At 43.1% G+C, this 25,125-nt stretch carries 19 protein-coding genes; 10 read left to right on the top strand and 9 right to left on the bottom strand.

Translation table 11 applies throughout. The features are described from left to right. Positions 1-21: 21 nt before the first annotated feature. The 5 genes from A4V03_RS00430 to folP form a co-directional block, all read right to left on the bottom strand. A complete protein-coding gene (locus tag A4V03_RS00430; protein ID WP_065537525.1) occupies positions 22-2,487 on the bottom strand; it encodes an alpha-L-arabinofuranosidase C-terminal domain-containing protein in 2,466 nt (821 codons plus the stop codon). Between the two features lie 377 nt (positions 2,488-2,864). Then, a complete protein-coding gene (locus A4V03_RS00425; protein ID WP_065537524.1) occupies positions 2,865-3,842 on the bottom strand; it encodes a glycoside hydrolase family 43 protein in 978 nt (325 codons plus the stop codon). Positions 3,843-3,865: 23 nt separating this feature from the next. Then, positions 3,866-6,202 carry a beta-galactosidase gene (locus A4V03_RS00420; RefSeq protein ID WP_065537523.1) on the bottom strand — a complete coding sequence of 779 codons (2,337 nt, stop codon included), beginning with the start codon at positions 6,200-6,202 and terminating at the stop codon, positions 3,866-3,868. 307 nt (positions 6,203-6,509) lie between these two features. Next, positions 6,510-7,274, bottom strand: coding sequence for a diadenylate cyclase CdaA (gene cdaA / locus A4V03_RS00415; RefSeq protein WP_065537522.1), 765 nt, complete (start codon positions 7,272-7,274; stop codon positions 6,510-6,512). Positions 7,275-7,285: 11 nt separating this feature from the next. Then, a complete protein-coding gene (folP, locus tag A4V03_RS00410) occupies positions 7,286-8,152 on the bottom strand; it encodes a dihydropteroate synthase (RefSeq protein ID WP_084081087.1) in 867 nt (288 codons plus the stop codon). A gap of 167 nt (positions 8,153-8,319) precedes the next feature. Here folP and A4V03_RS00405 point away from each other — a divergent pair, with 167 nt between their 5' ends. Next, positions 8,320-9,615: a UDP-N-acetylmuramoyl-tripeptide--D-alanyl-D-alanine ligase gene (locus A4V03_RS00405; protein WP_065537521.1), complete on the top strand. Its 1,296-nt coding sequence runs from the start codon at positions 8,320-8,322 to the stop codon at positions 9,613-9,615. Between the two features lie 104 nt (positions 9,616-9,719). Here the strand turns inward: A4V03_RS00405 and A4V03_RS00400 are convergent, their stop codons facing one another. Next, positions 9,720-10,115 carry a VanZ family protein gene (locus A4V03_RS00400; RefSeq protein WP_065537520.1) on the bottom strand — a complete coding sequence of 132 codons (396 nt, stop codon included), beginning with the start codon at positions 10,113-10,115 and terminating at the stop codon, positions 9,720-9,722. Positions 10,116-10,217: 102 nt separating this feature from the next. On the opposite strand from A4V03_RS00400, the gene A4V03_RS00395 reads away from it, so the two are divergent. Then, positions 10,218-11,588: a sodium-dependent transporter gene (locus A4V03_RS00395; protein WP_065537519.1), complete on the top strand. Its 1,371-nt coding sequence runs from the start codon at positions 10,218-10,220 to the stop codon at positions 11,586-11,588. Positions 11,589-11,592: 4 nt separating this feature from the next. Continuing rightward, complete coding sequence (locus tag A4V03_RS00390; RefSeq protein ID WP_065540213.1) at positions 11,593-12,507, top strand: helix-hairpin-helix domain-containing protein; 915 nt, start codon at positions 11,593-11,595, stop codon at positions 12,505-12,507. 180 nt (positions 12,508-12,687) lie between these two features. Here A4V03_RS00390 and A4V03_RS00385 read toward each other — a convergent pair whose 3' ends face one another. The 3 genes from A4V03_RS00385 to A4V03_RS00375 are packed head-to-tail and all read right to left on the bottom strand — an operon-like array spanning position 12,688 to position 16,204. Further along, on the bottom strand, positions 12,688-13,344 hold the full coding sequence (locus A4V03_RS00385) for an ABC transporter ATP-binding protein (protein ID WP_065537518.1): 657 nt from the start codon (positions 13,342-13,344) through the stop codon (positions 12,688-12,690). Positions 13,345-13,352: 8 nt separating this feature from the next. Then, positions 13,353-14,087, bottom strand: a complete 735-nt coding sequence (locus A4V03_RS00380) for a tRNA threonylcarbamoyladenosine dehydratase (RefSeq protein WP_089280772.1) — start codon at positions 14,085-14,087, stop codon at positions 13,353-13,355. Beyond that, positions 14,069-16,204, bottom strand: a complete 2,136-nt coding sequence (locus A4V03_RS00375; protein WP_065537516.1) for a cation:proton antiporter domain-containing protein — start codon at positions 16,202-16,204, stop codon at positions 14,069-14,071. Before A4V03_RS00375 ends, A4V03_RS00380 begins: the two co-directional genes overlap by 19 nt. A gap of 246 nt (positions 16,205-16,450) precedes the next feature. On the opposite strand from A4V03_RS00375, the gene A4V03_RS00370 reads away from it, so the two are divergent. From A4V03_RS00370 to A4V03_RS00340, 7 genes are all read left to right on the top strand, one after another. Then, entirely contained in the window at positions 16,451-16,744 is a 294-nt protein-coding gene (locus A4V03_RS00370) for a nucleotidyltransferase family protein (RefSeq protein WP_009039799.1), read from the top strand. Beyond that, a complete protein-coding gene (locus tag A4V03_RS00365) occupies positions 16,728-17,114 on the top strand; it encodes a HepT-like ribonuclease domain-containing protein (protein ID WP_065537515.1) in 387 nt (128 codons plus the stop codon). Before A4V03_RS00370 ends, A4V03_RS00365 begins: the two co-directional genes overlap by 17 nt. A gap of 181 nt (positions 17,115-17,295) precedes the next feature. Then, positions 17,296-18,303: an aspartate-semialdehyde dehydrogenase gene (locus A4V03_RS00360; RefSeq protein WP_024987622.1), complete on the top strand. Its 1,008-nt coding sequence runs from the start codon at positions 17,296-17,298 to the stop codon at positions 18,301-18,303. A gap of 235 nt (positions 18,304-18,538) precedes the next feature. Continuing rightward, complete coding sequence (locus tag A4V03_RS00355; protein WP_065537514.1) at positions 18,539-21,376, top strand: TonB-dependent receptor; 2,838 nt, start codon at positions 18,539-18,541, stop codon at positions 21,374-21,376. Positions 21,377-21,380: 4 nt separating this feature from the next. Further along, entirely contained in the window at positions 21,381-22,613 is a 1,233-nt protein-coding gene (locus tag A4V03_RS00350; RefSeq protein ID WP_065537513.1) for a DUF4876 domain-containing protein, read from the top strand. After that, positions 22,606-24,114, top strand: coding sequence for a DUF6850 family outer membrane beta-barrel protein (locus A4V03_RS00345; RefSeq protein ID WP_065537512.1), 1,509 nt, complete (start codon positions 22,606-22,608; stop codon positions 24,112-24,114). Before A4V03_RS00350 ends, A4V03_RS00345 begins: the two co-directional genes overlap by 8 nt. A 39-nt stretch (positions 24,115-24,153) precedes the next feature. Further along, complete coding sequence (locus A4V03_RS00340; protein ID WP_065537511.1) at positions 24,154-25,074, top strand: FISUMP domain-containing protein; 921 nt, start codon at positions 24,154-24,156, stop codon at positions 25,072-25,074. Positions 25,075-25,125: the final 51 nt, after the last annotated feature.

Genomic DNA, 25,125 nt, shown 5'->3' with positions numbered 1-25,125 from the left:
ATGTTTTTCATTTATTTCCTGTTATTTCTCATTTGCCTTTTTTATCCGGATCACCGTAAAAGAGTAGGCAGGCAATTGGCAATCAAACTGTTCTGCCACTTCCACCGTATCCTCAACAGGTAGCGGAGTATCTGCCGGTTTGCCGGTCAGTACGGTTCTCTTTGCAGAAGGCTGTATCACACCGATTCCGGAAAGGTCGACATGGGTATTCACCTCTACAGGAAGTAAGTTGACCAACTTCACAATTACATCTCCACTAGCCGAATCACGGACAATGGAAGAAGCAAAACGTTTCTGCACTTTATCGTCTTTATTATCCAAAGTGATTTTCGACGGCAAATATTCGTTTCCGGCATTCTGTCCGTAGAGTTTCTGCACATAATATCCGGTGGTAGGTTTCACTTCCCGGTTATTGAAGTAAATCAAATCCGGATTCCATTGGGTATGTCCTTCTTTGGCGAGAAGAGGAGCATAAGAAGTCATGTGTACAACGTCTCCATTGCGTTCCAGGGTAGCAAGATAAAGAGCTTCCGTCAGTGCAGTTTCGATATTCGCTTTTCGTCCCGGGATATGAGTCGCATATTCGCCCAGATATACTTTTGTCTTTTTCGAACGGTCGTATTTATCGTAGAAATCCTGATTGTTCAGGAACCATCCCGGAGTCTGATAATAATGTTCGTCCACCATCGGCACACCCAGTTTGTCGGCCAGTTTCCATCCTTCTACGTAGTCTGTTCCTTCATTGAACGGTCCTACTGTACCTACAACGATTATTTCCGGATATTTTTCCTTGATGGCATTAAATATCATTGTAAAACGTTCTTCGAAGATATCGGTGATGAGATCTTCATTTCCGATACCAATGTATTTCAGGTTGAAAGGTTTCGGATGGCCTGCTTCGGCACGTACCTTTCCCCACTTTGTCTTCTTAGCGTCGCCGTTTGCCCATTCTATCAGATCAAGAATATCCTGAATATAAGCCCCCATTTCGCTCATTGGGATACCGCCTTGCTGTCCGCCTCTCAAGTCACCGTGACAGGCAGAGTTCTGGCAAGGAACACCAGCAGCCAATACCGGAAGCGGTTCCGCACCAATATCTTCGCAGAATTGAAAATATTCAAAATATCCCAGTCCCATGCTTTGATGATATCCCCAAAGGTTGCGTTGAGCCTTTCTTGCTTCTAACGGACCGACCGTGTTTTTCCATTGATAGATATTCTTCAGACCATCACCATGAGCCACACAGCCACCGGGAAAACGGATGAAACGGGGATGAATGTCAGCTAACACTTGAGCCAGATCCTTGCGGAGTCCGTTCTTACGTCCTTTAAATGTATGCTGCGGAAACAGGGAAATCATATCCAGATTCAACTCTCCAGCAGATTGGGGAATGATTTCAAGGCGAGTATCTGCGGTGGCTTTGGCAGTAATCACTGTTTTATACGTTTTCCATTGGCGGGAAGATACAGTCAGAGAAGTCTCTCCACATATATTTCCTTCTCCATCTACCAAACGAACTTGCAATTTATTTGATTTACCCTGCGGAACCCTCGCAAATATGGAAAAATCATATTTCTCTCCGACATTCAGCGCGATACCATCAAAGCCCGTATTTTCTAACGTGGCTCCCGGTCGTTCTACATTCAATACGGCATAATGTGGATTATTGGCATGAATAGGATCGGTAGTGTTAATGGCAAAAGTGGTTTTATCTCCTTTCAGTGTCCAGGAATGAGTACTATTCCAGTTCTTATCCCCTTCCCTGTCTGAAGGGTCGTATTCGAAATCACGGTTCTGGATCAGCTCTGCATAGAGTCCTCCGTCTGCCGAATAATTAATATCTTCAAAAAAAGCACCCAACAAGACATCGCTGATGGCTTTGGCACGTTCGGGCTGTACGGTGACCGTTGCTTTTACAGGCTTCAAACCGGTAAAACGTTCTCCATCCTGCACCGGACGTTCTCCATACAATGAGTTCCGATATTGATTCCAGTCATAATTCTTATTTAATCCATCTACCAAAGTCCACGCTACCCGGTTGATAGTTCCTTTATGCTCCTCTCCGGCAACTACGGCTTTCACTCTTGTTCCGTCAAAATCGGAAGTAGTACGGGGATATTTCTGGCTGGTCCAGTTTATCAAGTCTTTAGAAGTGGACTGACCGTATCCATCACGATCATTCAATTTCCAAGTACATATCCATTCGCCCGCTGGCGAATGTTTCAAATAAGGATCGAGCATCTTCTTCTGTGCTCCCCAGCGACTGTAATCACACCGGAGATATCCGTAGTTCCGGCCGACTTCAAACCAGTTTTCTTTATCCATGCTCCAGGCAAAACGAAGTCCGCTGCGTCCGTCGTCTCCGGAAGTAGCGAAGGAAAAGAGATAAACCGAATCGGGGGTACTCGTCATTTCTTTGATGGCAGCTAAAGTGACTTGCTGAAACGACAAAAACAAAACAACTAAAAACAGGAATAATTTTCTCATGGTATCTATTGCATTAAGATTATCAATCGCAAAGTTAAGATTTTCATTATTCTAACTGATATATTTCAAGCTATAATTGGTTGTTTTACACTTAAAAATACATAAGAAACAAGTAAACAAGAGTAAAATATACACTTTTTCCAATATCGTATACTATTTTCCTGGATTACACTAGTGAATCCACCTTATCTTAATAACTCAAAAAAAGACGAAAGAATGAATGTATTTATCTGGAAATGAAGACTACCCGCTTGAAATTCATTGAATTTGTAGATGAGAGGTGTCCAAATTTCCTTTCAACGAAATCATCTTCGCGACAAGAAACTGTGGCGAGGATGATTTCTAATTTAGATGGATTTTGATCTTCCTCCTTTAGATCAGAAACCTTCCGGTTTACCATACGCCTTGAAAAGGCGTTGCAATTCTTTTTGAGTAATCGGAATAACAGTACCGTGGCGTGGATGGAAATCCATACTAACGGCATGATCAATCACTTTGAAGTGTTCTAAATCAGCACTTTCCGTAAACTGGTATTTGCCTTTCATATACACATCATACATCAAGATATACTTATCCGAGCCAATCAATGGAAAGATGCCCGCACCCTCTACTGCATCCTTCGTCTGCTGCTTATAGTCATCTGATTCCGTCCACTGTCCGGAGGTCAGAGAGGAAGTAGTAGCCTTCTTAATGCCATTTCCATTCCCTTCCGTTTTATAGAACAAGTGATAAAGCCTGTCTTTATAAATGATGTCGCCGTCAATACATGACTTTTCGTTTTTCGGAAGAAACAGTGGTTTCGGTTCTCCTTCTATATCGGTAAAATCCTTGTTAGCATAAGCATAATAAATGATGTCCGGACCATTGCCATGTTGCATGGACCAATAGATCATGTATTTTCCGGCTTCCTTGTCATAAATCGTTTGTGGCGCCCACACACGTTTCAGGTTTTCCTGATCGGGATATTTCTTCTGGATATTTACGATATTGGAAGTCCAGTGTACAAGGTCTTTCGATTTCAGCAATACCATGGCGCGATTAGAACTCCATCCATTGGCAGATACCATGTCTGTAACTACCATATAAAATGTCTTCCCATCTTCACAACGTAAAATATGAGGATCGCGCACTCCGCCTGTTGAACTAATCACACGGGAATCAAGTACCGGTTGATTTCCATTCAAGGCTTTATAATTATATCCGTCGAGACTAACAGCCATCCTGACGGCTTCTTCACTCATGCGATTGCCGGTGAAATAAACGAACAGGTAAGCAGATTGTTGGCAATATCCAGTCAACACTCCTACGAAAAGGAGTGCGAAAAGGATTATATTTTTCTTCATATCTATTATCATTTCAATGCTTGTACATCAATTGTTTAGTAGTTAAAGTCAGCAGATTTCACATACACCCGATATTCTTTAATCATGCCCGGATATTCTTTTTCGGCACGGGGCAGATAGCGGAAGCCGGTCACTGTTTCCACTTTACTCAAGTCAATCACCAATTGATGAGGATAAGGAACATTGTCCACGGTCATCCAGAAAGTAGATTCCTGCAAGTCGAATACCTTATCGGCTGTACGGTTGCCGCTACGCGTTTCTTCGCTATCGGCATAACGAATCTTCCAATGCTCACGAGATACCGGTTTGCCATCAGCTCCCAGGACATCGAACTCTGCCACTGCTGCGATGTTATCATTGGCTTGCGGAGAAAGGGCTTCCAAACAGAAATAACGTCCTCTCGCCGGAGCAGCAAATCGTACTTCCTGCCAGCCGTTGCCCGGAGTGAAAGCACCTTCATGTATTACTTTCTCACCTGCCAGTTTCAGTTTTTCTCCATCCTTGCGGTGTGTTTCGGGAGCTTTTTCACGAAGCACATCAAGAATAGGTTTCTTCAAGCCTTTGATAGAAGCCTTGGCAGGACCTTTCAAATCTAATACGAGAATTTCATTCTCTCCTTCTTTGAGCCAGCAACCCGGCATAAAGAGGGTCTGTTGCGGACCGATTTCCCAGAAACGCCCCATCGCATGACCGTTCACCCATACCATACCTTTACCCCATGTGCTCATGTCGAGGAAAGTGTCGCCTACTTTATCGAGTTTGAAAGATGATCGATAGTAAGCGGGCATAGTCGGTAATATTTTCGTGTCCTTGTAGTTCTTGTTCTTGATAAATGAGTAGTCTACGGGGAAGTTATATACAATCCAGTTTTTCAGTTCTTTCGCCTGATTGCCCGAAAGGAGTTCTACCTTTTCGGTGATTCCCTTCCGGTCGTGGATGGACTTATCAAAGTTGACACGTCCCATTGCCTCTACCAGAATATCCAGTTGTGTGCCTTTCTTCAAGGCCGGCAAGGTAGTGGTAAATTCTCCTTTGCGGCGGTCGAGGCGAGCCAACAGTTTGCCATTGGCGTAGATTTGTGCCCAGTCGTGCACTTCGGTGATTTTCAATGTAGTGCCTGAGGTTACTGCTTCGGGCAATGTGGTACGATACAGGATCGTTCCCCACCCTTGGTTGAATTGTTCCATCGGCTGGATATCCACCGACTGTTTGGCATCCGGCAAGTTGGAGAAAAGCGGAGCTATTTTGGTGAAATGAAATTCGGGCACTTCAATGACAGGCAGTGCAGCAGGAACTTCCGGCAGCGCTTCACCGGCAGGAAGATATGTTTTCAGCAGATCGCGAAGGAGAAAGTATTTCTCTGTCGTCCATCCGGCTTCGCTGATCGGGGCATCATAGTCGTAAGAACTGCACATAGCGGAGTAGGCAGGATTGTTGGCACCACCCCAATGTCCGAAAGTCGTTCCTCCGTGAGTCATGTAAAGGCTGAAGGAGATGTTGCGATCGAGCATATCTTTGATGCCCTGCACCATATCTTTGGCAGGACGTGTTTCATGTTTCCGTCCCCAGTGGTCGAACCATCCGCTCCAGAACTCACTGCACATCAGCGGAGTTTCGGGACGAAGCTCTTTCAGTTTCTTAAACTGCTGGTCGATATTAGCCCCAGTTCCGAAATTCACAGTCCAAATCAGGTCGTCGAGTGCGTTATTGGTAAAGTTACTGCTCCAGTCGCATTGAAACAGAGGCACATCGGTAAAACCGGATTCACGTACCAAATCACGCACGGCAGAAACGTATGGTTTATCGGTTCCGTAAGAGCCATACTCGTTCTCCACCTGAACCATGATAATGTTTCCTCCTTTATCCACTTGCAACGGAGCCAGTTGTTTGCCGACCTCTTTCATAAAAATGCCTACCCGTTCCATATAATAAGGATCAAGCGTGCGCAAGGCCACATCTTTTTTCTTTAACAGCCACCAGGGAAGTCCTCCCATCTCCCATTCCGCACACACATACGGGCCGGGGCGGACAATAACATACATTCCATGTAGCTGCGCAAGTTTACAGAAAGCAGCAATATCATTCTGACCGGAGAAGTCGAACTTTCCTTCTTCCTGTTCGTGGATATTCCAGAAAATATAAATGCAAATCGTATTCATTCCCAATGCTTTGCACATCTCTATGCGATGATTCCAGTAAGCCTGTGGGATACGGGTGTAATGCAATTCTGCCGCTTTCACCACAAATGGTTTTCCATCAAGCAAGAAAGAATTCTTGCCTACTTCAAACTTGCGGGCAGTAGTCTGCGCCTCTGCACTACTAAAGAGAATAACTGTAAAAAGTATCAGTAAAGCAATGATTTTGTTTTTCATGGTTTATTCAAAAATAGAATTTTAATAGTATACGGCAAAGGTAGGCGATTCACCTAAAAAGGAGGGGATAATTATCATTCAAAAAGGGTTAGAAATAAAGCAAAATAGCGCCAATTGGCGCTATTTTGCTTTATTTCATTTATTCCCGATCGCAGAAATACCTGGCAGAAATATAACCATTAGTCACAAAAGGATTATCCATATCTATTGTTATTGCCCTAAAGATAATAAATAAAACACCAATGGTCAAATAATGATAGTCATAAAACGACCATCATTATTTGACCATTGGCCTATCACTATAAAATCAGTTTTCTTTTGTCAGCAGACTTTCCAATTCTTCCGCGTTCAGACGAAGGTAAAATTGTCCGCGATAGGCTACGGAGATACCGCCTGTTTCTTCCGAAACAATAATAGCATGAGCATCCGACTGTTGAGAGATTCCCATTGCTGCGCGATGTCGCAAGCCAAGCTCTTTCGGTATATCCAAATCATGGGATACAGGAAGAATACATCCTGCCGCCTTGATACGTTTTTTGCTGATTACCATTGCGCCATCGTGCAACGGACTATTCTTAAAGAATATATTTTCGATTAAACGTTGGTTGATCGCCGCATCAATCAGTTCGCCCGTACGAACGACTTCGTCTAAAGGAACGTTATGCTCTATAATAATCAATGCACCGACTTTTTGCTTCCCCATATTCAAACACGCCATTACCACCGGCATGATATCGTCATGCTTCAACGACTCTTTTTTCGAACCGCTAAAAAGACGGGCCAGTGCGCTGACATGCTGGTGAGATCCCAAAGTCAAGAGGAAACGGCGTATCTCATCCTGAAAAAGAACAATCAACGCAATCACACCCACATTCATCAACGTATCGAAAATAGAGCCCAACAATTTCATTTCCAACACTTGCGTCACCCCCAGCCAGATCAGGATAAAAACCAAAATTCCGGTGAACACCTTGATAGAACCGGAAGCTTTCATCAGTTTATAGGTATAGTACAAAACAAAAGCTACCAGCAGAATATCGATAAAATCTTTTATGCCAAACTCAAAAAACATGTACCCTCCTCTTATTTGTCATATCCGCTCTCTATTTTTAATTTCTCTGTGATCCGGACAGCTTCCACCGCTTCACGCACATCATGCACTCGCAGGATATGCGCTCCTTTCATTAACGCAACAGTGTCTAATACGGTTGTCCCGTTCAATGAATCTTGCGGGGTTCCTCCCAACAGTTTATAAATCATTGATTTTCGCGAAACTCCCACTAAAACGGGAAGTTCGAAGATATGAAACTCTTCCAGATGTGCCAATAGTTCATAATTATGTTCCAATGTCTTTCCGAATCCGAATCCCGGATCGAGAATGATATCTTTCACTCCCAAGTCGCGAAGTTGCTGTACTTTACGGGCGAAATACAGAAAAACATCTTTTATCAGATTATCATAAGACGTTTTTTTCTGCATATTTTGAGGAGTTCCCTGCATGTGCATCATTATATAAGGTACTCCCAAGTCGGCTACAGCCTGAAACATCCGGTGATCCATTTCACCGGCAGCTATGTCATTAATAATAGCCACTCCATATTTTTTCACACATTCTTCCGCCACATCAGCCCGAAAAGTATCAACGGAAATAATGGCTTCGGGATGATTGCGATTCAGAATTTCCAAACCGGTGCGCAGTCTTCGCATCTCTTCTTCAGCAGAAATATGTTCAGCATTCGGTCGTGAAGAATAAGCTCCTATATCAATTATCGAAGCACCTTCATCAAGTATCTGCCGGGCCCGGGCAGCAATGTCTTCTTCAGTCCACATCCGGCTGCCGGAATAAAAAGAATCGGGAGTAACATTTAAAATTCCCATCACCTGCGGAGTAGCAAGATCGAGCAATCGCCCTTTTACATTTATATAAATAGAAGATATAGGTTTCATCATTGACAACATTCCTTTTAGATCGCCTACAAATGTAGATAAAAAAAGCAAGTATTCGTACTAAAAAGAAGAAATAAACGTATATTTACAAACTATAGAAGAACCCGGGAAATGAGGAAAATTCGAAAGAATAGCCTATCTTTGCAACGTTTTAAATAAAAGATCAGGTTATGAAACTTTCTGCTCTTTACCAGATTTTTCTGGATTGCCAATCAGTAACTACTGATAGCCGGAACTGCCCGGACGGTTCTTTGTTTATCGCCTTGAAAGGTGAGTCATTCAACGGTAATGCATTTGCCAAATTAGCGCTGGACTCCGGATGCACGTTTGCCATTATCGATGAAGCGCAGTATGCCATAGAAGGCGATCAACGATATATACTTGTAGACGACTGCCTGCAAACCATGCAGCAACTTGCCAACTATCATCGCCGCCAACTCGGAACGCGAGTGATCGGCATTACGGGCACCAATGGGAAGACAACCACCAAAGAGTTAATTTCCAGCGTTCTCTGCCAAGCCCACAATGTACTTTATACTTTAGGTAATCTCAACAACCACATCGGTGTACCGACTACCCTGCTACGGTTAAAACCGGAACATGACCTTGCCGTCATAGAGATGGGCGCCAACCATCCGGGAGAAATCAGGTTTCTTTGCGAAATAGCCGAACCGGATTATGGTATTATCACTAACGTGGGCAAAGCCCATCTGGAGGGATTCGGTTCTTTCGAAGGAGTTATCAAGACCAAAGGAGAGCTTTATGATTTCCTCCGCAAGAAAGATGCCACCACCTTTATCCATCACGATAACACCTATTTGATGAATATCTCACAGGGATTGAACCTGATTTCTTATGGAACAGAAGATGATCTCTATGTCAACGGCCGGATTACCGGCAATTCGCCTTATCTTGCTTTCGAATGGAAAGCCGGTAAAGACGGTGAAGCCCATCACGTCTGTACACAGTTGATCGGGGAATATAATTTCCCGAATGCCCTGGCTGCAATCACTATCGGACGTTTCTTCGGAGTGGAAGCAAAGAAGATTGATAAAGCTCTGGCAGAGTATACGCCACAGAACAACCGTTCCCAACTTAAAAAGACAGAAGATAACACGCTTATCATTGACGCATATAACGCAAACCCAACCAGCATGATGGCTGCCTTGCAAAACTTCCGGAATATGACAGTTCCTCACAAGATGCTCATATTAGGAGATATGCGCGAACTGGGTGCTGACAGCCCGGCCGAACACCAGAAAATCGTTGACTATATCAAAGAAAGTGATTTTGAGAAAGTATGGCTCGTGGGAGAACAGTTTGCGGCAAGTGAACATACTTTTAAAACTTATGCCAATGTACAGGAAGTTATAAAGGATTTGCAAGAGGATAAGCCCAACGGATATACCATTCTTATTAAAGGTTCCAATGGAATCAAACTTAGTTCAACGGTAGAATATCTATAAAGCCGGAATGGTAAATTTCAAATGATAAACGGTGAATAATGGATATGATATAATCAACCATTATTCACCGTTTATCGTTCACCTTTGTTGTTCATAGGTTGCTTTTACTGCTTATGTATTTTCATTTTGGGTCGTACAACATAATAGGCCGCTAAACTAGCCAAAATCGCTCCTGTTGTATTGGCAGCAAAATCTAACCAGTCACCACCCCGGTAAGTAGTACAGTATTCTTGTAGCAACTCCACACAACCACTGAAAACCACCGGACAGAGGAACGCCCCTACCCACGCATGCCACATGGGAGCATGATCCCTGCGATGTGCCCGCAAAAACTCCAGCCACAACATCCCCGACATACCGAAATACATACAAACATGAACCAGTTTGTCTAAATTGGGAATTTCATTCAAATCCGTCTTAGGCGGTTTAAAGAACGACAGGTAAATCACTGTCAAAATGATAAAAAGCGAGATAGGATATTTCTTAATATAAGATAGCATATCTAAATAATATTACAATTCTCGTGCAAATATAAGTATCATTTTCTATATTTGCACTTTAAATCGCATATTTATAACGATTTGTAAGATAAAACAAGATTTATGGCAAAAATTGATAGAGCGAACTTCGGCAGCAAATTAGGGGTCATACTCGCTTCTGCCGGCTCTGCAGTTGGGTTGGGTAATATATGGAGGTTTCCATACGAAACAGGGAATCATGGAGGTGCTGCTTTTATACTGATCTATTTAGGTTGTATCTTTCTCTTGGGATTGCCTATTATGATTGCCGAGTTCCTGATAGGACGCCGGTCGAGCGCCAATACTGCAAGAGCATATCAAACATTAGCTCCGGGAACGCATTGGCGTTGGGTAGGACGCATGGGAGTGTTGGCGGGATTCCTGATACTTAGTTATTATGCAGTAGTAGCAGGATGGACACTTGAATACATTCTTGAGGCTGCCACCAATGGCTTTGCCGGAAAAAACTCCGGAGAGTTTATCTCTTCTTTCCAACAATTTTCCAGTAGCCCGTGGAGACCGGTCGTATGGTTGGTAGCATTTTTATTGATTACTCATTTCATCATCGTAAAAGGAGTAGAAAAGGGAATTGAAAAATCTTCAAAGATCATGATGCCTACCTTGTTTATCATTATCCTCATACTGGTAGTTTGTTCGGTCACTCTGCCGGGAGCCGGTGCAGGTATTGAATTCCTGCTCAAACCCGACTTTAGCAAAGTGGACGGAAATGTGTTTTTGAGTGCTATGGGACAGGCTTTCTTCTCTTTGAGCCTGGGTATGGGATGCCTTTGTACCTACGCCTCTTATTTCAGTAAAGAAACCAACCTGACTAAAACTGCTTTCAGCGTAGGAATCATTGATACTTTTGTGGCAATACTAGCCGGATTTATCATCTTCCCGGCAGCCTTTTCGGTTGGCATACAACCGGATTCTGGTCCAAGTCTGATCTTTATCACGCTACCTAATGTATTCCAACAGGCATTTAGCGGACTTCCCATACTAGCATACATATTCTCTGTAATGTTCTACGCATTGTTGGCGATGGCTGCTTTAACTTCTACCATTTCTTTACATGAAGTAGTAACCGCTTATCTTCACGAGGAGTTTAATCTTTCCCGTGGAAAAGCAGCAAGGTTAGTCACCGGTGGTTGTGTATTCCTCGGAATATTCTGTTCATTATCATTGGGAGTCATGAAAGGATTCACCGTTTTCGGATTGGGAATGTTCGATCTCTTCGACTTTGTAACAGCTAAAATCATGTTACCATTTGGCGGACTGTGTATCTCCCTCTTTACCGGATGGTATCTGGATAAAAAGATTGTATGGTCAGAGATTACCAATGACGGCTCGTTAAAGATACCGGTATACAAGTCTATCATCTTTATTTTAAAATATATCGCACCAATCGCCATCTCACTGATATTTATCAATGAGCTGGGATTGATTAAACTATAATATGATGTGGAAAGACTTCCTATATTATACTAAAACCGAACGACAAGGCATTATCGTCCTTGTCGTTCTTATTTTGGGAGTATATGCAGCTCCTAAACTCTTTTCCGTTTTCACTCGTGCCGAAGACACTGACCGCACAGGAAATGAAAAGTTCGATAAAGAATATCATGACTTTATTTCCTCCCTGCGAGATACAAAACCTCACAACACCTCCAGTCATTCTTTTCAATCATTCCCGCAAAAGGAAATCAAACTTGCCGTATTCGATCCGAACACCGCGGACTCCACCACTTTCCTTTCACTCGGATTACCGTCCTGGATGATAAAAAACATCCTGCACTATCGCCATAAACAAGGCAAATTCCGCCAGCCGGAGGATTTTCGGAAGATATATGGACTAACGGAAGAACAGTATCAGACACTTCGTCCTTATATCCACATCACAAAAGACTTCAAAATTACAAAAGATACGGTACGATTATTAACCGCACAGAACATACAACAGGACACACTCGTGAAATACCTCCCGGGGACCATCGTCAGCCTCAACTCTGCGGATACCACCGAACTTAAAAAGATTCCGGGAATCGGAAGCGCCATTGCCCGAATGATTGTGAATTACCGCGAACGGTTGGGAGGCTTTTGCAGAATAGAACAGCTGCAAGAGATCCATCTAAAAGCAGAAAAACTCCGCCCGTGGTTTTCTATTGATGCCGACCAGACACGCCGCATCAATTTAAACAAAGCCGGCATGGAACGAATGATTCGCCATCCATATATAAACTACTATCAAGCGAAGGTTATCATAGAATATCGGAAAAAGAAAGGTGTTTTAAAAAATCTGAAGCAATTGTCTCTTTATGAGGAGTTCACTCCTGCTGATCTTGAGCGGATCGAGCCTTACATTTGTTACAATTAATAAAAAAGATGCATTCCTATCACACCAGACAAGAATGCATCACACACAAACAAAACAAACACTCTACTATCATCTTCACAGACTTACGTAGAGAAGCGACTATAAATATACAGCTAAAAGATAGAACACTTGCAAGGCTCTACCTTTTTGGTATATATTTTTAGAAAATAGGTTCTATAATTAAGATTTTTTAATCATGCCATCCACCATTTGGACTGTCCGGTCCGTGATTTTGGCAAGTCCCTCGTCATGCGTCACTATGACAAACGTCTGCCCCAGACGATCCCTCAAATTGAAGAACAGTTGATGTAAATCTTCTTTATTATGTGTATCCAGACTACCGGATGGTTCGTCTGCCAAAATAACTGCCGGATCGTTAATCAAAGCCCGCGCTACCGCTACCCGTTGTTTCTCACCTCCCGACAGTTCATTCGGTTTATGAGAAGCCCGGTCAACCAGTCCCATAAAATCCAAAATCTTCATAGCACGGTCATTTGCTTCTTTGGAAGAAACGCCTGCAATAAAGGCGGGAATCATCACATTTTCCAATGCCGTAAACTCCGGCAACAGTTGATGAAACTGGAAAACAAAACCGATATTCTTATTACGGAATGCAGATAGTTCTTTCTCTTTCATCCGGCTTACTACTGTTCCGTCAATCTGCACCGTACCTGCGTCCGGTTCATCGAGAGTGCCCATGATCTGCAACAAAGTCGTTTTACCGGCACCACTCGGTCCAACGATACTGACAATTTCTCCTCTATTGATTTCCAGATCAATACCTTTCAGCACCTGTAATGAGCCGAAACTCTTCGTTATACCTTCTAGTTTTATCATAATAGCCTTTATAATCGTTTAATGACATATTCAGCCAGATAGCACCCAAACACGGCCGGCATATAACTGACTGTTCCACATGTCGATTTCTTATTCTGTTCATCATCCGTCAGCAACACGGCTTTCGGGTCAGCTTGTTCCGTACTGAACACTACCGGAAGTTTCCGTTTCATCCCCATCTTCTGCAAGCGTTTCCGTACCGCCTTGCTCAAGCCGCAATGATACGTTTCCCAAAGATCAGCAAAACGCACCTGGGTGATGTCACTCTTCGCTCCTGCCCCCATACTGGAAACAATCTTTATACGACGTTTCATCGCTTCATAAATCAGAAAGCATTTCGGACTGATCGTATCAATAGCATCTACTATAAAATCATATTGATTGGCATCCAGCAGTTCCGGTATATTCTCATCTTTCAGATAGACGGGCAGAACGGTCAACTCGATTTCCGGATTTATATCTTTATAACGGGCAGCCAATACTTCCGCTTTCGTCTTTCCCAATGTGGAATGCATGGCCGGCAACTGACGATTCATATTGGTAGGCTGCACTGTATCAGCATCTACAATCGTCATCCATCCGACTCCTGCGCGGCAGATCATCTCGGCGGCGTAAGCCCCCACTCCCCCCAGTCCCACAACCAATACGTGCGCATTCCGGATGCGTTCCATCTTTTCCTCTCCTAACAGGAGTGCTGTTCTCTGTTGCCAGTCGTATCTTTCCATCAGTTTTTCTTTAACCATTTATAAAACCATTTACCCACTTTCTCATAATGTTGAGACTCATTATGTCCGCGAGGATCGGAGAATGACACAATTTCCTGCGGTTCTCCAAACTGATCGGGATAGATGATAATCAAACTATTATTAGAAAAATATTTTCCCAGTTGCGCCGGCAGACGTTCAAAAGAGGTATCGTAAGAAATAGACCCGCGACGGGCAGAAACAACTACCAGCAAGTGGTCATAATTCACCTGTCCTGTCAATAACAGGAGATCTTCCCATTCTTCCAAGACGGAAAATTCTGTCGGAGTACCCGCATGCCTTTTCTTCACCAGTTGCTGAAGGCGCATCAATGTACGCTCATTGGCAAAGAAATGCACCCGACAGCCGAGGATGCTTCCCATACGGCAGAAATGTTCCACCCATTTTGAGAAACCCGATTCATATTCAGCCTTTGGCGGAACGGCAATATTGATTCGACGCAGGGTGTTAACCGGCATCAGGAATTTGGCAATCATCACTTCACGATGCGTACCTTTCAATAGGCTTTCAGCCAGATGTCCGAAGAAAGAATCGACAATATTGGCCTTCCGGTGCAGACCGATCACAACATCCGTAGCTTCATACTCTTTGATCGTATGGATAATCCCCGAAGCAATATTCAAATCATAACGGCTCACCATCGTGACAGGCACATCGGCGGCGGCAGCAATCATGGCAGCCTTCTCCAGATTACGTTTGCCCTGCAGCTCTTTTTTCTCCGAACTGTTATTGTCATTTATCACATTCAATGCCACCAATGCATTCTTCTGCTTGGCATCCTTTATCACCAAAGCCAGATTAACCAAATCTTCAATCGTCTCCGGATTAGCAACCGGAATCAGGATCTGTTCCTTATTTATCTGTTTAGCTTCTTCTTCCGCTTGCACATTTTCATCCAGAGCAAAACGGCGTGCCGAACGTTCGGTCACCAAAGAACTAATGACGCAAGTGAAAAGTATCATCACTACCGTACCGTTCAATACATCATCATTCAACAAGCGTTCTCCATTCTCCATAATAATTTCGTGGCCGATCAGTACTGCTGCTAGTGTAGCTGCGGCCTGCGCATTACTCAAGCCGAATATCATGCTCCGTTCATTGGACTGCATCCGGTATATCTTCTGCGTGATCCAGGCAGCCAACCATTTACTAAAGGTTGCCACCACCGTCATTACAATAGCCACTTTCAATGCTTCACCTCCGGCAAACAGGCTTCTTACATCAATAATCATCCCGACACCAATCAGGAAATAAGGAATAAACAAGGCATTTCCCACAAACTCCAGGCGGTTCATCAAAGGAGATACATGAGGAATCAAGCGATTCAACACCAAGCCTGCCAGGAAAGCGCCCAAAATTCCTTCCATTCCCACGAATTCCATCAACCCTCCTCCAAGGAAAACCATTGCCAGCACAAACACAAACTGCATCACGCTGTCATCATACTTCCGGAAGAACCAACGCCCGATACGGGGAAAGAAAAATACAATCAGGAATCCGAGAAAAGCCACTTTTGCCACAAGAAACACCCAGAACCAACCATCAACAGTGCCTTTAAACATACCACCTATGACGGCTAGAATAATCAAAGCAAGGGTGACGGTGACAGCCGTCCCCCCAATGGTTATATTGACGCTGCGCAAACGCGACAATCCATAACGGCTAATAATAGGATAGGCTATTAAAGTATGGGAAGCGTACATACTTGCCAATAACACCGCCGTGAGAAAGCCATAGCCCAGCATACTCATACTACTCCATATTCCCAACGCCATCGGAACCAGAAAGGTGAGCCAGCCGAACACAACACTTTTCGTCCGGTTTTTCTTAAAGTCCTCCATATCCATTTCGAGCCCGGCAAGGAACATGATATAATATAATCCTACTTTACCGAACAATTCGAAGCTACTGTCACGGTCGAGTACATGAAAACCGTGTTCGCCAATCAATACACCCGCCAGAATCATGCCTATAATATGAGGTATATGAAGACGTCCGAGGATCATCGGAGCAAAGAGAATGATAATCAATACCAAAAAGAATACCCAAGTCGGGTCGGTAATCGGTAAGGTTAAATTAAAATCAAACAGGTTCATAGGCTGTGGCTTTAGGAATTCAATGCAAAGGAACAAAAAAGTTTGCAGAATCACAATGAATGCCCAGACGTATTATTCAGTAGTCAAGTAGTAAGTAGTTAAGTAGTAAATTACTGAATTAACCACTTGCAACTTTCTGTGCTCTTTGACATACTAGAAATGAAAACTATTGCTCTCAAAGCGTTGTTATTCTCTATGAAATTTTGTAACTTTGCAGAAAGTAATCTATGAAAGGAGAATTGCCCTATGAAGACAACTGATGAAATTCTGGAATTGCTACGCCAATTTAAGAGTGTTGCCGGTGAGAAGTACGGTATTGAGCAACTTGCTCTTTTCGGCTCTGCCGCACGGGGCGAACAGCGAGAAGATAGCGATATTGACATCTGTGTGAAGTTACACAAAACCACCTTCCGCACCTATATGGCTATCAAAGAAGAACTTGAACATCTTTTTCATATTAAGGTAGATTTATTAACCCTGCACGAGAATATGCGCCAGTTGTTCCGGCAAAATATTGAACGCGATGCGATCTATATCTAATGAACAAATAGCGGATATGCTCCGCTTTGTGGAACGTCAGACTGTATTTGTTCTTGAAACTACGGCTGACGTTAAAACTTATCATGACTTCCTCACCAATATGAGTGGCATGGTGCTTTTCAACTCCACCTGCATGTGTCTGCAAACGATCGGTGAAACAATTCGCCAAGTGGATGACCTTACTGCTGGTAACCTTTTTGCCCGTTACCCGTCGACCCCATGGAAGCAAATCATCGGAATGCGTAATATTATCTCGCATGAGTATCTTTCAGTAGATACAGAACTGGTATTTGACATTACTCGCGAAGAACTTGCCCCCTTACTGACCGATCTCCGCCGTGTGCTTGCCGACATCGACAACGCTACATAACACTCCGTCCAACAACCACACTTGACTATACGTAAGGTTAAATAAATCCACCGAAAGACTGAAATATTTCTCTCAAAAGCGATGTTTATATGCTAAATTGTTATAATTTTGCAGCCAAATCTTTTCTATTCGACAGGATAAGGAGAGAAATTCAATATTCACAATTTAACACAAGAAAAAGATGAAAGTAGCTATTGTTGGCGTAAGCGGAGCCGTGGGACAGGAATTCCTGCGCGTGCTCGATGAAAGAAACTTCCCGTTGGACGAGTTAGTTTTGTTCGGTTCTAAACGTAGTGCCGGAACAACTTATACTTTCCGCGGTAAACAGATCGAGGTGAAACTCTTACAACACAACGATGACTTTAAAGGGGTAGACATTGCTTTCACTTCTGCCGGAGCAGGAACATCCAAGGAGTTCGAGAAAACAATCACCAAGTATGGTGCTGTGATGATTGACAACTCCAGCGCATTCCGTATGGATGCCGATGTGCCTTTGGTGGTGCCTGAAGTAAATGCTGAAGACGCATTGGAGCGTCCGCGTGGCGTGATTGCCAACCCTAACTGTACGACTATCCAGATGGTAGTCGCACTGAAAGCCATCGAAAAGCTTTCTCATATAAAAACCGTGCACGTGTCTACCTATCAGGCAGCAAGTGGTGCGGGTGCCGCCGCTATGGACGAATTGTACGAACAATATCGTCAGGTATTGGCAAACGAGCCTGTGACTGTAGAGAAGTTTGCCTATCAGTTGGCTTTCAACCTGATTCCGCAGATTGATGTATTTACAGAAAACGGTTATACGAAAGAAGAGATGAAAATGTATAATGAAACACGTAAAATCATGCATTCTGACGTAAAGGTTAGTGCAACTTGTGTACGTGTTCCTGCATTACGCGCCCACTCGGAAAGTATCTGGATAGAAACAGAACGTCCGATTTCCGTAGAAGAGGCCCGCGAAGCGTTCGCTAATGGCGAAGGACTGGTTCTTCAGGACAATCCTGCTGAGAAAGAATATCCGATGCCGTTGTTCCTGGCAGGTAAAGACCCGGTTTACGTAGGACGTATCCGCAAAGACCTGACGAACGAGAACGGACTGACTTTCTGGATTGTAGGCGACCAGATCAAGAAAGGCGCCGCACTGAACGCCGTTCAGATTGCCGAATATCTGATAAAAGTAAAAAACATCTAGACTTCAAGAGAAGCATATAAATAAAACAAAATAAGTGACCGGCTTGCTATACGACAATCGTCGTAATGCAAGTCGGTCACTATTTTTATATACCTATTTATTATATCACAAACCATTTTTCGATTAACAGGCGAAAATCCCCATCACCACATATAGGTATCAAATGTCCAAAAATAGTCATTTATTGCGATTGCCCTGCATTATATATTTAGGGAACTTTGCACAAAATTTGTATATGGGACATTTTCGACTAAACATAGCGTTCTTTGGGCTTCTCTTTTGTATTGTATTTAAAGCCACAGCCAACCCGGGTACGTATACAATCTCTGGTCGTATCACCGAAGAAAAGACAAACACTCCATTACCGGGAGCATCCATCATTATCAAAGGTACCTATTTGTGGGCTGTATCCAATCAGAACGGAGATTTCACAATACAAGGAGTTCAGGAAGGAAAATGTAATCTGGAGGTTTCCTTTCTCGGTTACGTCACAACAACAATTCGGGTTGATATCCGCAGCAACGTCAAAGGTCTAACGATACAACTCAAAGAAAATACCCTTGCGCTAGATGATGTAGTTATAACAGCACAAGCTCCCAAAAGTGAGTTGAATACGACTCTCATCATTGGAAGCAATGCTTTGGAACACCTTCAAGTATCTAACGTCAGCGACATATCCGCCCTTCTTCCGGGAGGAAAGACGAAAGTCCCGGATCTGACTACCAATAATGTATTTTCACTAAGAGACGGAGGTTCAACCGTTGGCAACGCCACTTTCGGAACAGCAGTAGCTGTAGACGGTATACGCATGGGAAATAATGCATCTTTCGGTAATATGAGCGGAATAGATACACGCAGTATTGCCGTTACAAATATAGAATCGGTAGAAGTCATAACAGGTGTACCTTCAGCAGAGTATGGAGATTTGAACAGTGGCATGATCAATATCCGGACAAAAAAAGGTAAAACACCTTGGGAGATCTTATTGGCCATTAATCCCCGCACAGAACAGTTTTCATTTTCAAAAGGACTGGCTTTGGGAAATGACAAAGGTACCGTTAATATCAGTGGCGAGTGGACAAAAGCCACCCGGAAATTATCATCACCCTACACTTCCTACACACGAAGAGGATTCTCTGCAAACTATAATAATACATTCCGGAACATTTTCAGATTTAATATCGGTTTCACTGGAAACATCGGAGGTATGAACACCAAGGATGATCCCGATGCCTATACCGGAGAATATACAAAAGTAAGGGATAACGTGTTCCGGGCAAACACATCATTAAGCTGGTTGCTCAACAAGTCATGGATTACCAATCTGAAATTTGACGCATCCCTCCATTACAATGATAATAAGTCACACGCACATACTCCCTACACGTATGCGTCCGAACAACCGGCTGTACATGCTGAACAGGAAGGTTATTTCCTTGCCGATAAACTGCCTTATTCGTATTTCGCCGACCAAATTATAGATTCAAAAGAACTGGATTATGCCGCTTCCCTAAAATACGAGTGGAACCGACATTTTAAAAAGGTGAACAGCAATCTGATAGCAGGAATTCAGTGGAAATCAACAGGTAACATAGGAGAAGGGGAATATTACCAAAACCCGTCATTAGCTCCTAACGGATATCGCCCGCGTCCGTACACTGCTTATCCGTATATGCATAATGTTTCACTTTATGCTGAAGAGAATCTGACAGTACCTCTCGGAAGCACTACACTAAGACTCATGGCAGGTATACGCTGGGAAAAGATTTTCATCAGTGGAACAGAATATAAAAACCTGAATACGTTTTCACCACGTTTCAATGCCAAATGGCAGTTGAACCGGAATATATCAATCCGTGGTGGATGGGGAGTTGCCGAGAAACTGCCGTCTTATTACATTCTCTATCCCAGACAGGAGTATCGTGACATACAAACTTTTGGTGTTTCTTATAACAATAACGAATCATCCTACGTCTATTACAGCCAACCATACGTGCTCTTACATAATAAAAACTTGCGTTGGCAACGGAATCAAAACGCAGAATTGGGAGTCGATATCGAAATCGCAAAGACCAAGATATCATTGGTTGGTTATTTCAACCGTACTAAAAATCCTTATAAATACACCAATGCCTATACTCCGTTTTCTTATGATGTCCTGCAATTACCGGACAGATTCAGCATGCCTGCCAATCCGCAAATTAACGTAAACAACCAAACAGGAATGGTGTATATACGCGGAAATGAATCGGAGAAGTGGGTACCTATGGACGTAAAAGTAACGAACCGTACTTTTGTCAATTCCGTTTCACCGGACAACGGACCGGATATCAATCGCCGGGGAGTGGAAATGATTGTCGATTTTCCCGAAATAACTCCTATTCGTACACAATTGAGACTGGATGCCAGCTATGATTATATGAAATATATAGATAATTCGTTGTCTTACTACTATCAAACAGGGTGGTCACATACCGGTATCCCAAATCGTTCCTACCAATATGTAGGTATCTATGCCAACGGAGATAATTCATCGACAACAGCTAACGGCAAACGTACTCATTCTCTGGACGCCAATATAACGGCAATAACCCGTATCCCCAAAGCCAGATTGATTATATCATTCCGGCTGGAGGCCTCTCTATTAAAACGGTCACAGAACCTGTCCGAATACAACGGTAAAGAATATGCTTTCAACGTAAGTGATAATAGTAATGCGGGAACAGGAGGTAGTATTTATGACGGCAATTCGTATACAGCGATTTATCCGGTAGCATACCTTGATCTCAATAATGAGATACGCCCTTTTACCGAAAAAGAAGCCCAGAATTCCGCATTCGCAAACCTGATACGCAAATCGGGCAATGCCTATACGTTCGCGGCGGATGGATACGATCCCTATTTCTCCGCCAATATCAATATAACCAAAGAAATAGGCGATCATGTCTCGCTCGCTCTCAATGCGATCAACTTCACGAATTCACGGAAGTATGTAACCTCTTACGCAACAGGAGTAAGCGCCATTTTTACTCCGGATTTTTACTATGGATTAACTTGCCGCATAAAATTCTAGAACAATGAAGCAACTAGCATACATATTATTACTGATGACATTCTTCACCACAGGAAGTTGTACAGACATTGACAAGGACAACCCTTACGATAACCAACTGCATACGCTTCAAGTAAATGCAGTATATCCGGACGAATACTCAGATTATCTCCGAGAAGGAGTTACCGTAAAAATCGAAGATATAGACCGGGGGAATTCGTATACGTCAAAAACAGATAAAAACGGAACAGTCCGTTTCAGCCTGACCAAAGGCATATACCGCATTCAGATAAGTGATAAAGCGGAGCAGGATATCTTCAACGGATTGGCAGACAAGGTGAAGTTTGTGAATGGAGACCTCGCCCTCAATCTCCCACTGATGCACTCCAGGTCCGGTGACATTGTTATCAAGGAGATTTATTGCGGGGGATGCACCAAGCTACCGTTTGAAGGCAACTATCAGTCAGACAAATACATGATTCTACACAACAACACCTTCGAGACACAATATCTCGATGGTTTATGCTTCGGCTCACTCGATCCTTATAACTCGCAGGCAACCAATGTATGGGTAACACAGGATGAATCAACTGGAGCTACCATATTTCCGGACTTTTTACCTGTGGCACAGTGTGTCTGGCAGTTCGGAGGTACGGGACAGACATTCCCTTTGGCTCCTGGCGAAGATGCCGTAGTTGTTATCTGCGGAGCTATCGACCACGCAGCGCAATACACCCAATCGGTCAATCTGAACAAACCCGGATATTTCGTTTGTTATAATCCCGTATATTTCTGGAATACATTGTATCACCCCGCACCGGGCGACCAGATAACGCCAGACCATTATCTGAATGTTGTGATAAAAACAGGACAGGCAAATGCTTATACTTTCTCTGTATTTTCTCCTGCCACTGTCTTGTTTAAGGCAAAAGACACTACCATACAAGATTTTGTATCGCAGGCAGACAATGTTATTCAAAAACCTGGAAGCACAGTAGACAGGATTGTTAAAGTACCGGTCGACTGGGTATTAGACGCAGTAGAAATATACTATGGAGGTTCCTCCAATAATATGAAACGTATGCCGCCTTCTGTTGATGCGGGTTATGTTACTCAAAGTGCGCTATATGACGGACGAACCCTGTACCGCCATACCGATGAAGAAGCCTCTCGTGAAGCAGGCTATGAAATACTGGAAGATACCAACAACTCTTCCTCGGACTTTTATGAAAGAGAAAAACAATCCCTGCATGAATAATATGAAACGAATATATATAACTTGTCTTTTCTTGTACGTGGCATCCACAGTCTCGGCACAATCTTACGATCTTGTGGAACGGCGTAATCCTTGGAATGCCGGAGCAAACGTTACCGGAATAATGGTGGACAGTACCACCGTTTCCTATGCTGAACTATATGGTAGGAATAATCATGGCGATTTCCACAATTATTACGAAGCCGACAAGTTATGGAACGCAGGTGCAATAGCAAAGTCTATCACACATCTAAAAAGCTATTCTCTGACAGGTTCATTTTCGTTTGATCACACTTCCGGTAGAAATATGAGTGGTTCTATGTTCATTCATCCGGGATTCTATCCGGTAGACATACTGGAATTTACTCCCGGCCGGAAAGATTTACAGACTTATGCTTTCATGGGAGGTATAGCCAAAGACATTGCCCCCTGTTGGCGTATAGGCGGAAAAATAGACTTTACCTCCGCCAACTACTCGAAACGTAAAGATCTGCGGCATACCAATTATAGACTAGACTTAAAAGTAGCTCCAAGTATAATGTATCATTCGGATGACTATGCCATAGGATTCTCTTACATTTTTGGCAAGAACAGTGAATCGGTCAAAGCAGAAGAAATCGGCACCGCTGCTACATCGTACTATGCCTTCTTGGACAAAGGACTAATGTACGGTGCGTATGAGACATGGGAAGGCAGCGGAATTCATCTGAATGAATCGGGTATGAATGGATTTCCTATTAAAGAACTATCTCACGGAGCAGCCGCTCAATTCCAATGGAAGGCTTTTTATGTAGATGTGGAATACAGCCATTCATCAGGTTCGGCTGGAGAAAAGGAAAGCATCTGGTTCAAATTCCCGGCCAATCGGGTCACTTCACACTTGAGCTATCGTTTCTCAAAAGGAAATGCAGCACACTTCCTACGGTTAAATTTGACTTGGTCACGCCAATTTAATGATGAAAATGTATTAGGTCGGGAAACTTCCAACGGAATAACGACTACTCATGTTTATGGTTCTAACCGCATTTTTGAAAGAAGTGTCTTTTCTGTCCAATCCGAATATGAGTTCATAGCCCCCCGGAGAGAACTACGCTTTGGCGCGAATGTGTCATCATTGAAAAGTCTGACTACACAGATGTTCCCCTACTCCGTTTCACAGACTATGACATGTGGGCGTATTTACCTTGCCGGCACATTCCACACCAAACTATTTGATCTGAAAACTTCCGGTGTTTTCTCTATTGGAGATTATACGGAGAAGAGTAAAACAGTTAAAACTGAATCAGAGGCGGGTGAACCTCCGTACCGATTGACAGACTATTATAATCTACAGAACGAATACGCAACAGCCCCCCGACTAACGTTTGAAGTTGGACTCCGCTACAAGTTTTATCGAGGAATGTATGCGGAAATCCAAACCGAATATACACATGGCTTCAACCTTAAATACATAGTAGGAGCGAATCGGTGGAGTGAAACCATTAAACTAGGATATATATTTTAAATGAATCAATATAATTATATAAACTAAATTTATCAGAACATGAAAAAGTACTTAATGTTTATGCTCGCAGCAGCACTCTTTGCATCTTGTAGTGATGATGACAAATTACCGAAAGAAGACGAAACACCAGGTGATACTAATTTCGAGGAACATGACGGATATTTCGTTTATTATGGAGAGACTTATAAAACAGTGAAACTTGCTAACGGAACGACTTGGATGGCAGAACCGTTACGTTATGTGCCGGAAGGATATACACCTTCAAGTGACCCGACAGCGGATGCACACATTTGGTATCCGTATCAACTTACCGGAATTACAGATAAGGCCACTGCCGGTGGAGCGGAAGCCCTGACAGATGAAGCATCCATCAAAAAGTTAGGCTATCTTTATGACTTGTATGCAGCACTTGGCGGCAAAGAAGTAACAGAAGAAAATTGTTATGAATTTGAAGGTGCTCAAGGCATCTGTCCGGAAGGTTGGCACATCCCGACACGCTTGGAATTCGTCGGACTCTGCGGACTTTCAAATAAAGCAGTAGGAGAAACCGGCAACATGACCAAAAATGACGCTCTTTTTTATGATGAGGCATATAGTGGAGGAAATATGAATAAATACAACGCTGCGGGCTGGAATTATGTTTTATCAGGTGTGAGAATGCAAAGTACTTTTGCTGCTACACCTACATACCAGTTAACAACGTTCTATTCAGGTAATACAACATCAGAAACTTTAGAAAAATATAAAGGACAACCGGCTTTGACATATATTATGTCTTCTACCTGTTACGCACCACTTTATCTAGACAAGACAGATCCAACAAAACTAACCAATATCCAGTTCTTCGCCCAAATGACAACATTTACAAAAAGCTATCCCGAAGGACGCATCAACGTTCCTTATATCAGCATTAAATCAGGTCAGCAACTCCGTTGTGTAAAGGACCAAGCCGCTAATTAAAAGACTAACATTTGTTTCATGCCTTGAAACACTTTGTTTCTCGGTATGAAA

Origin of the sequence: Bacteroides caecimuris, assembly GCF_001688725.2 — a bacterium.
GTDB classification, from domain to species: domain Bacteria; phylum Bacteroidota; class Bacteroidia; order Bacteroidales; family Bacteroidaceae; genus Bacteroides; species Bacteroides caecimuris.
Note: the sequence above shows the minus strand (reverse complement) of the source record. Positions and strands in the feature narration are given on the sequence as shown.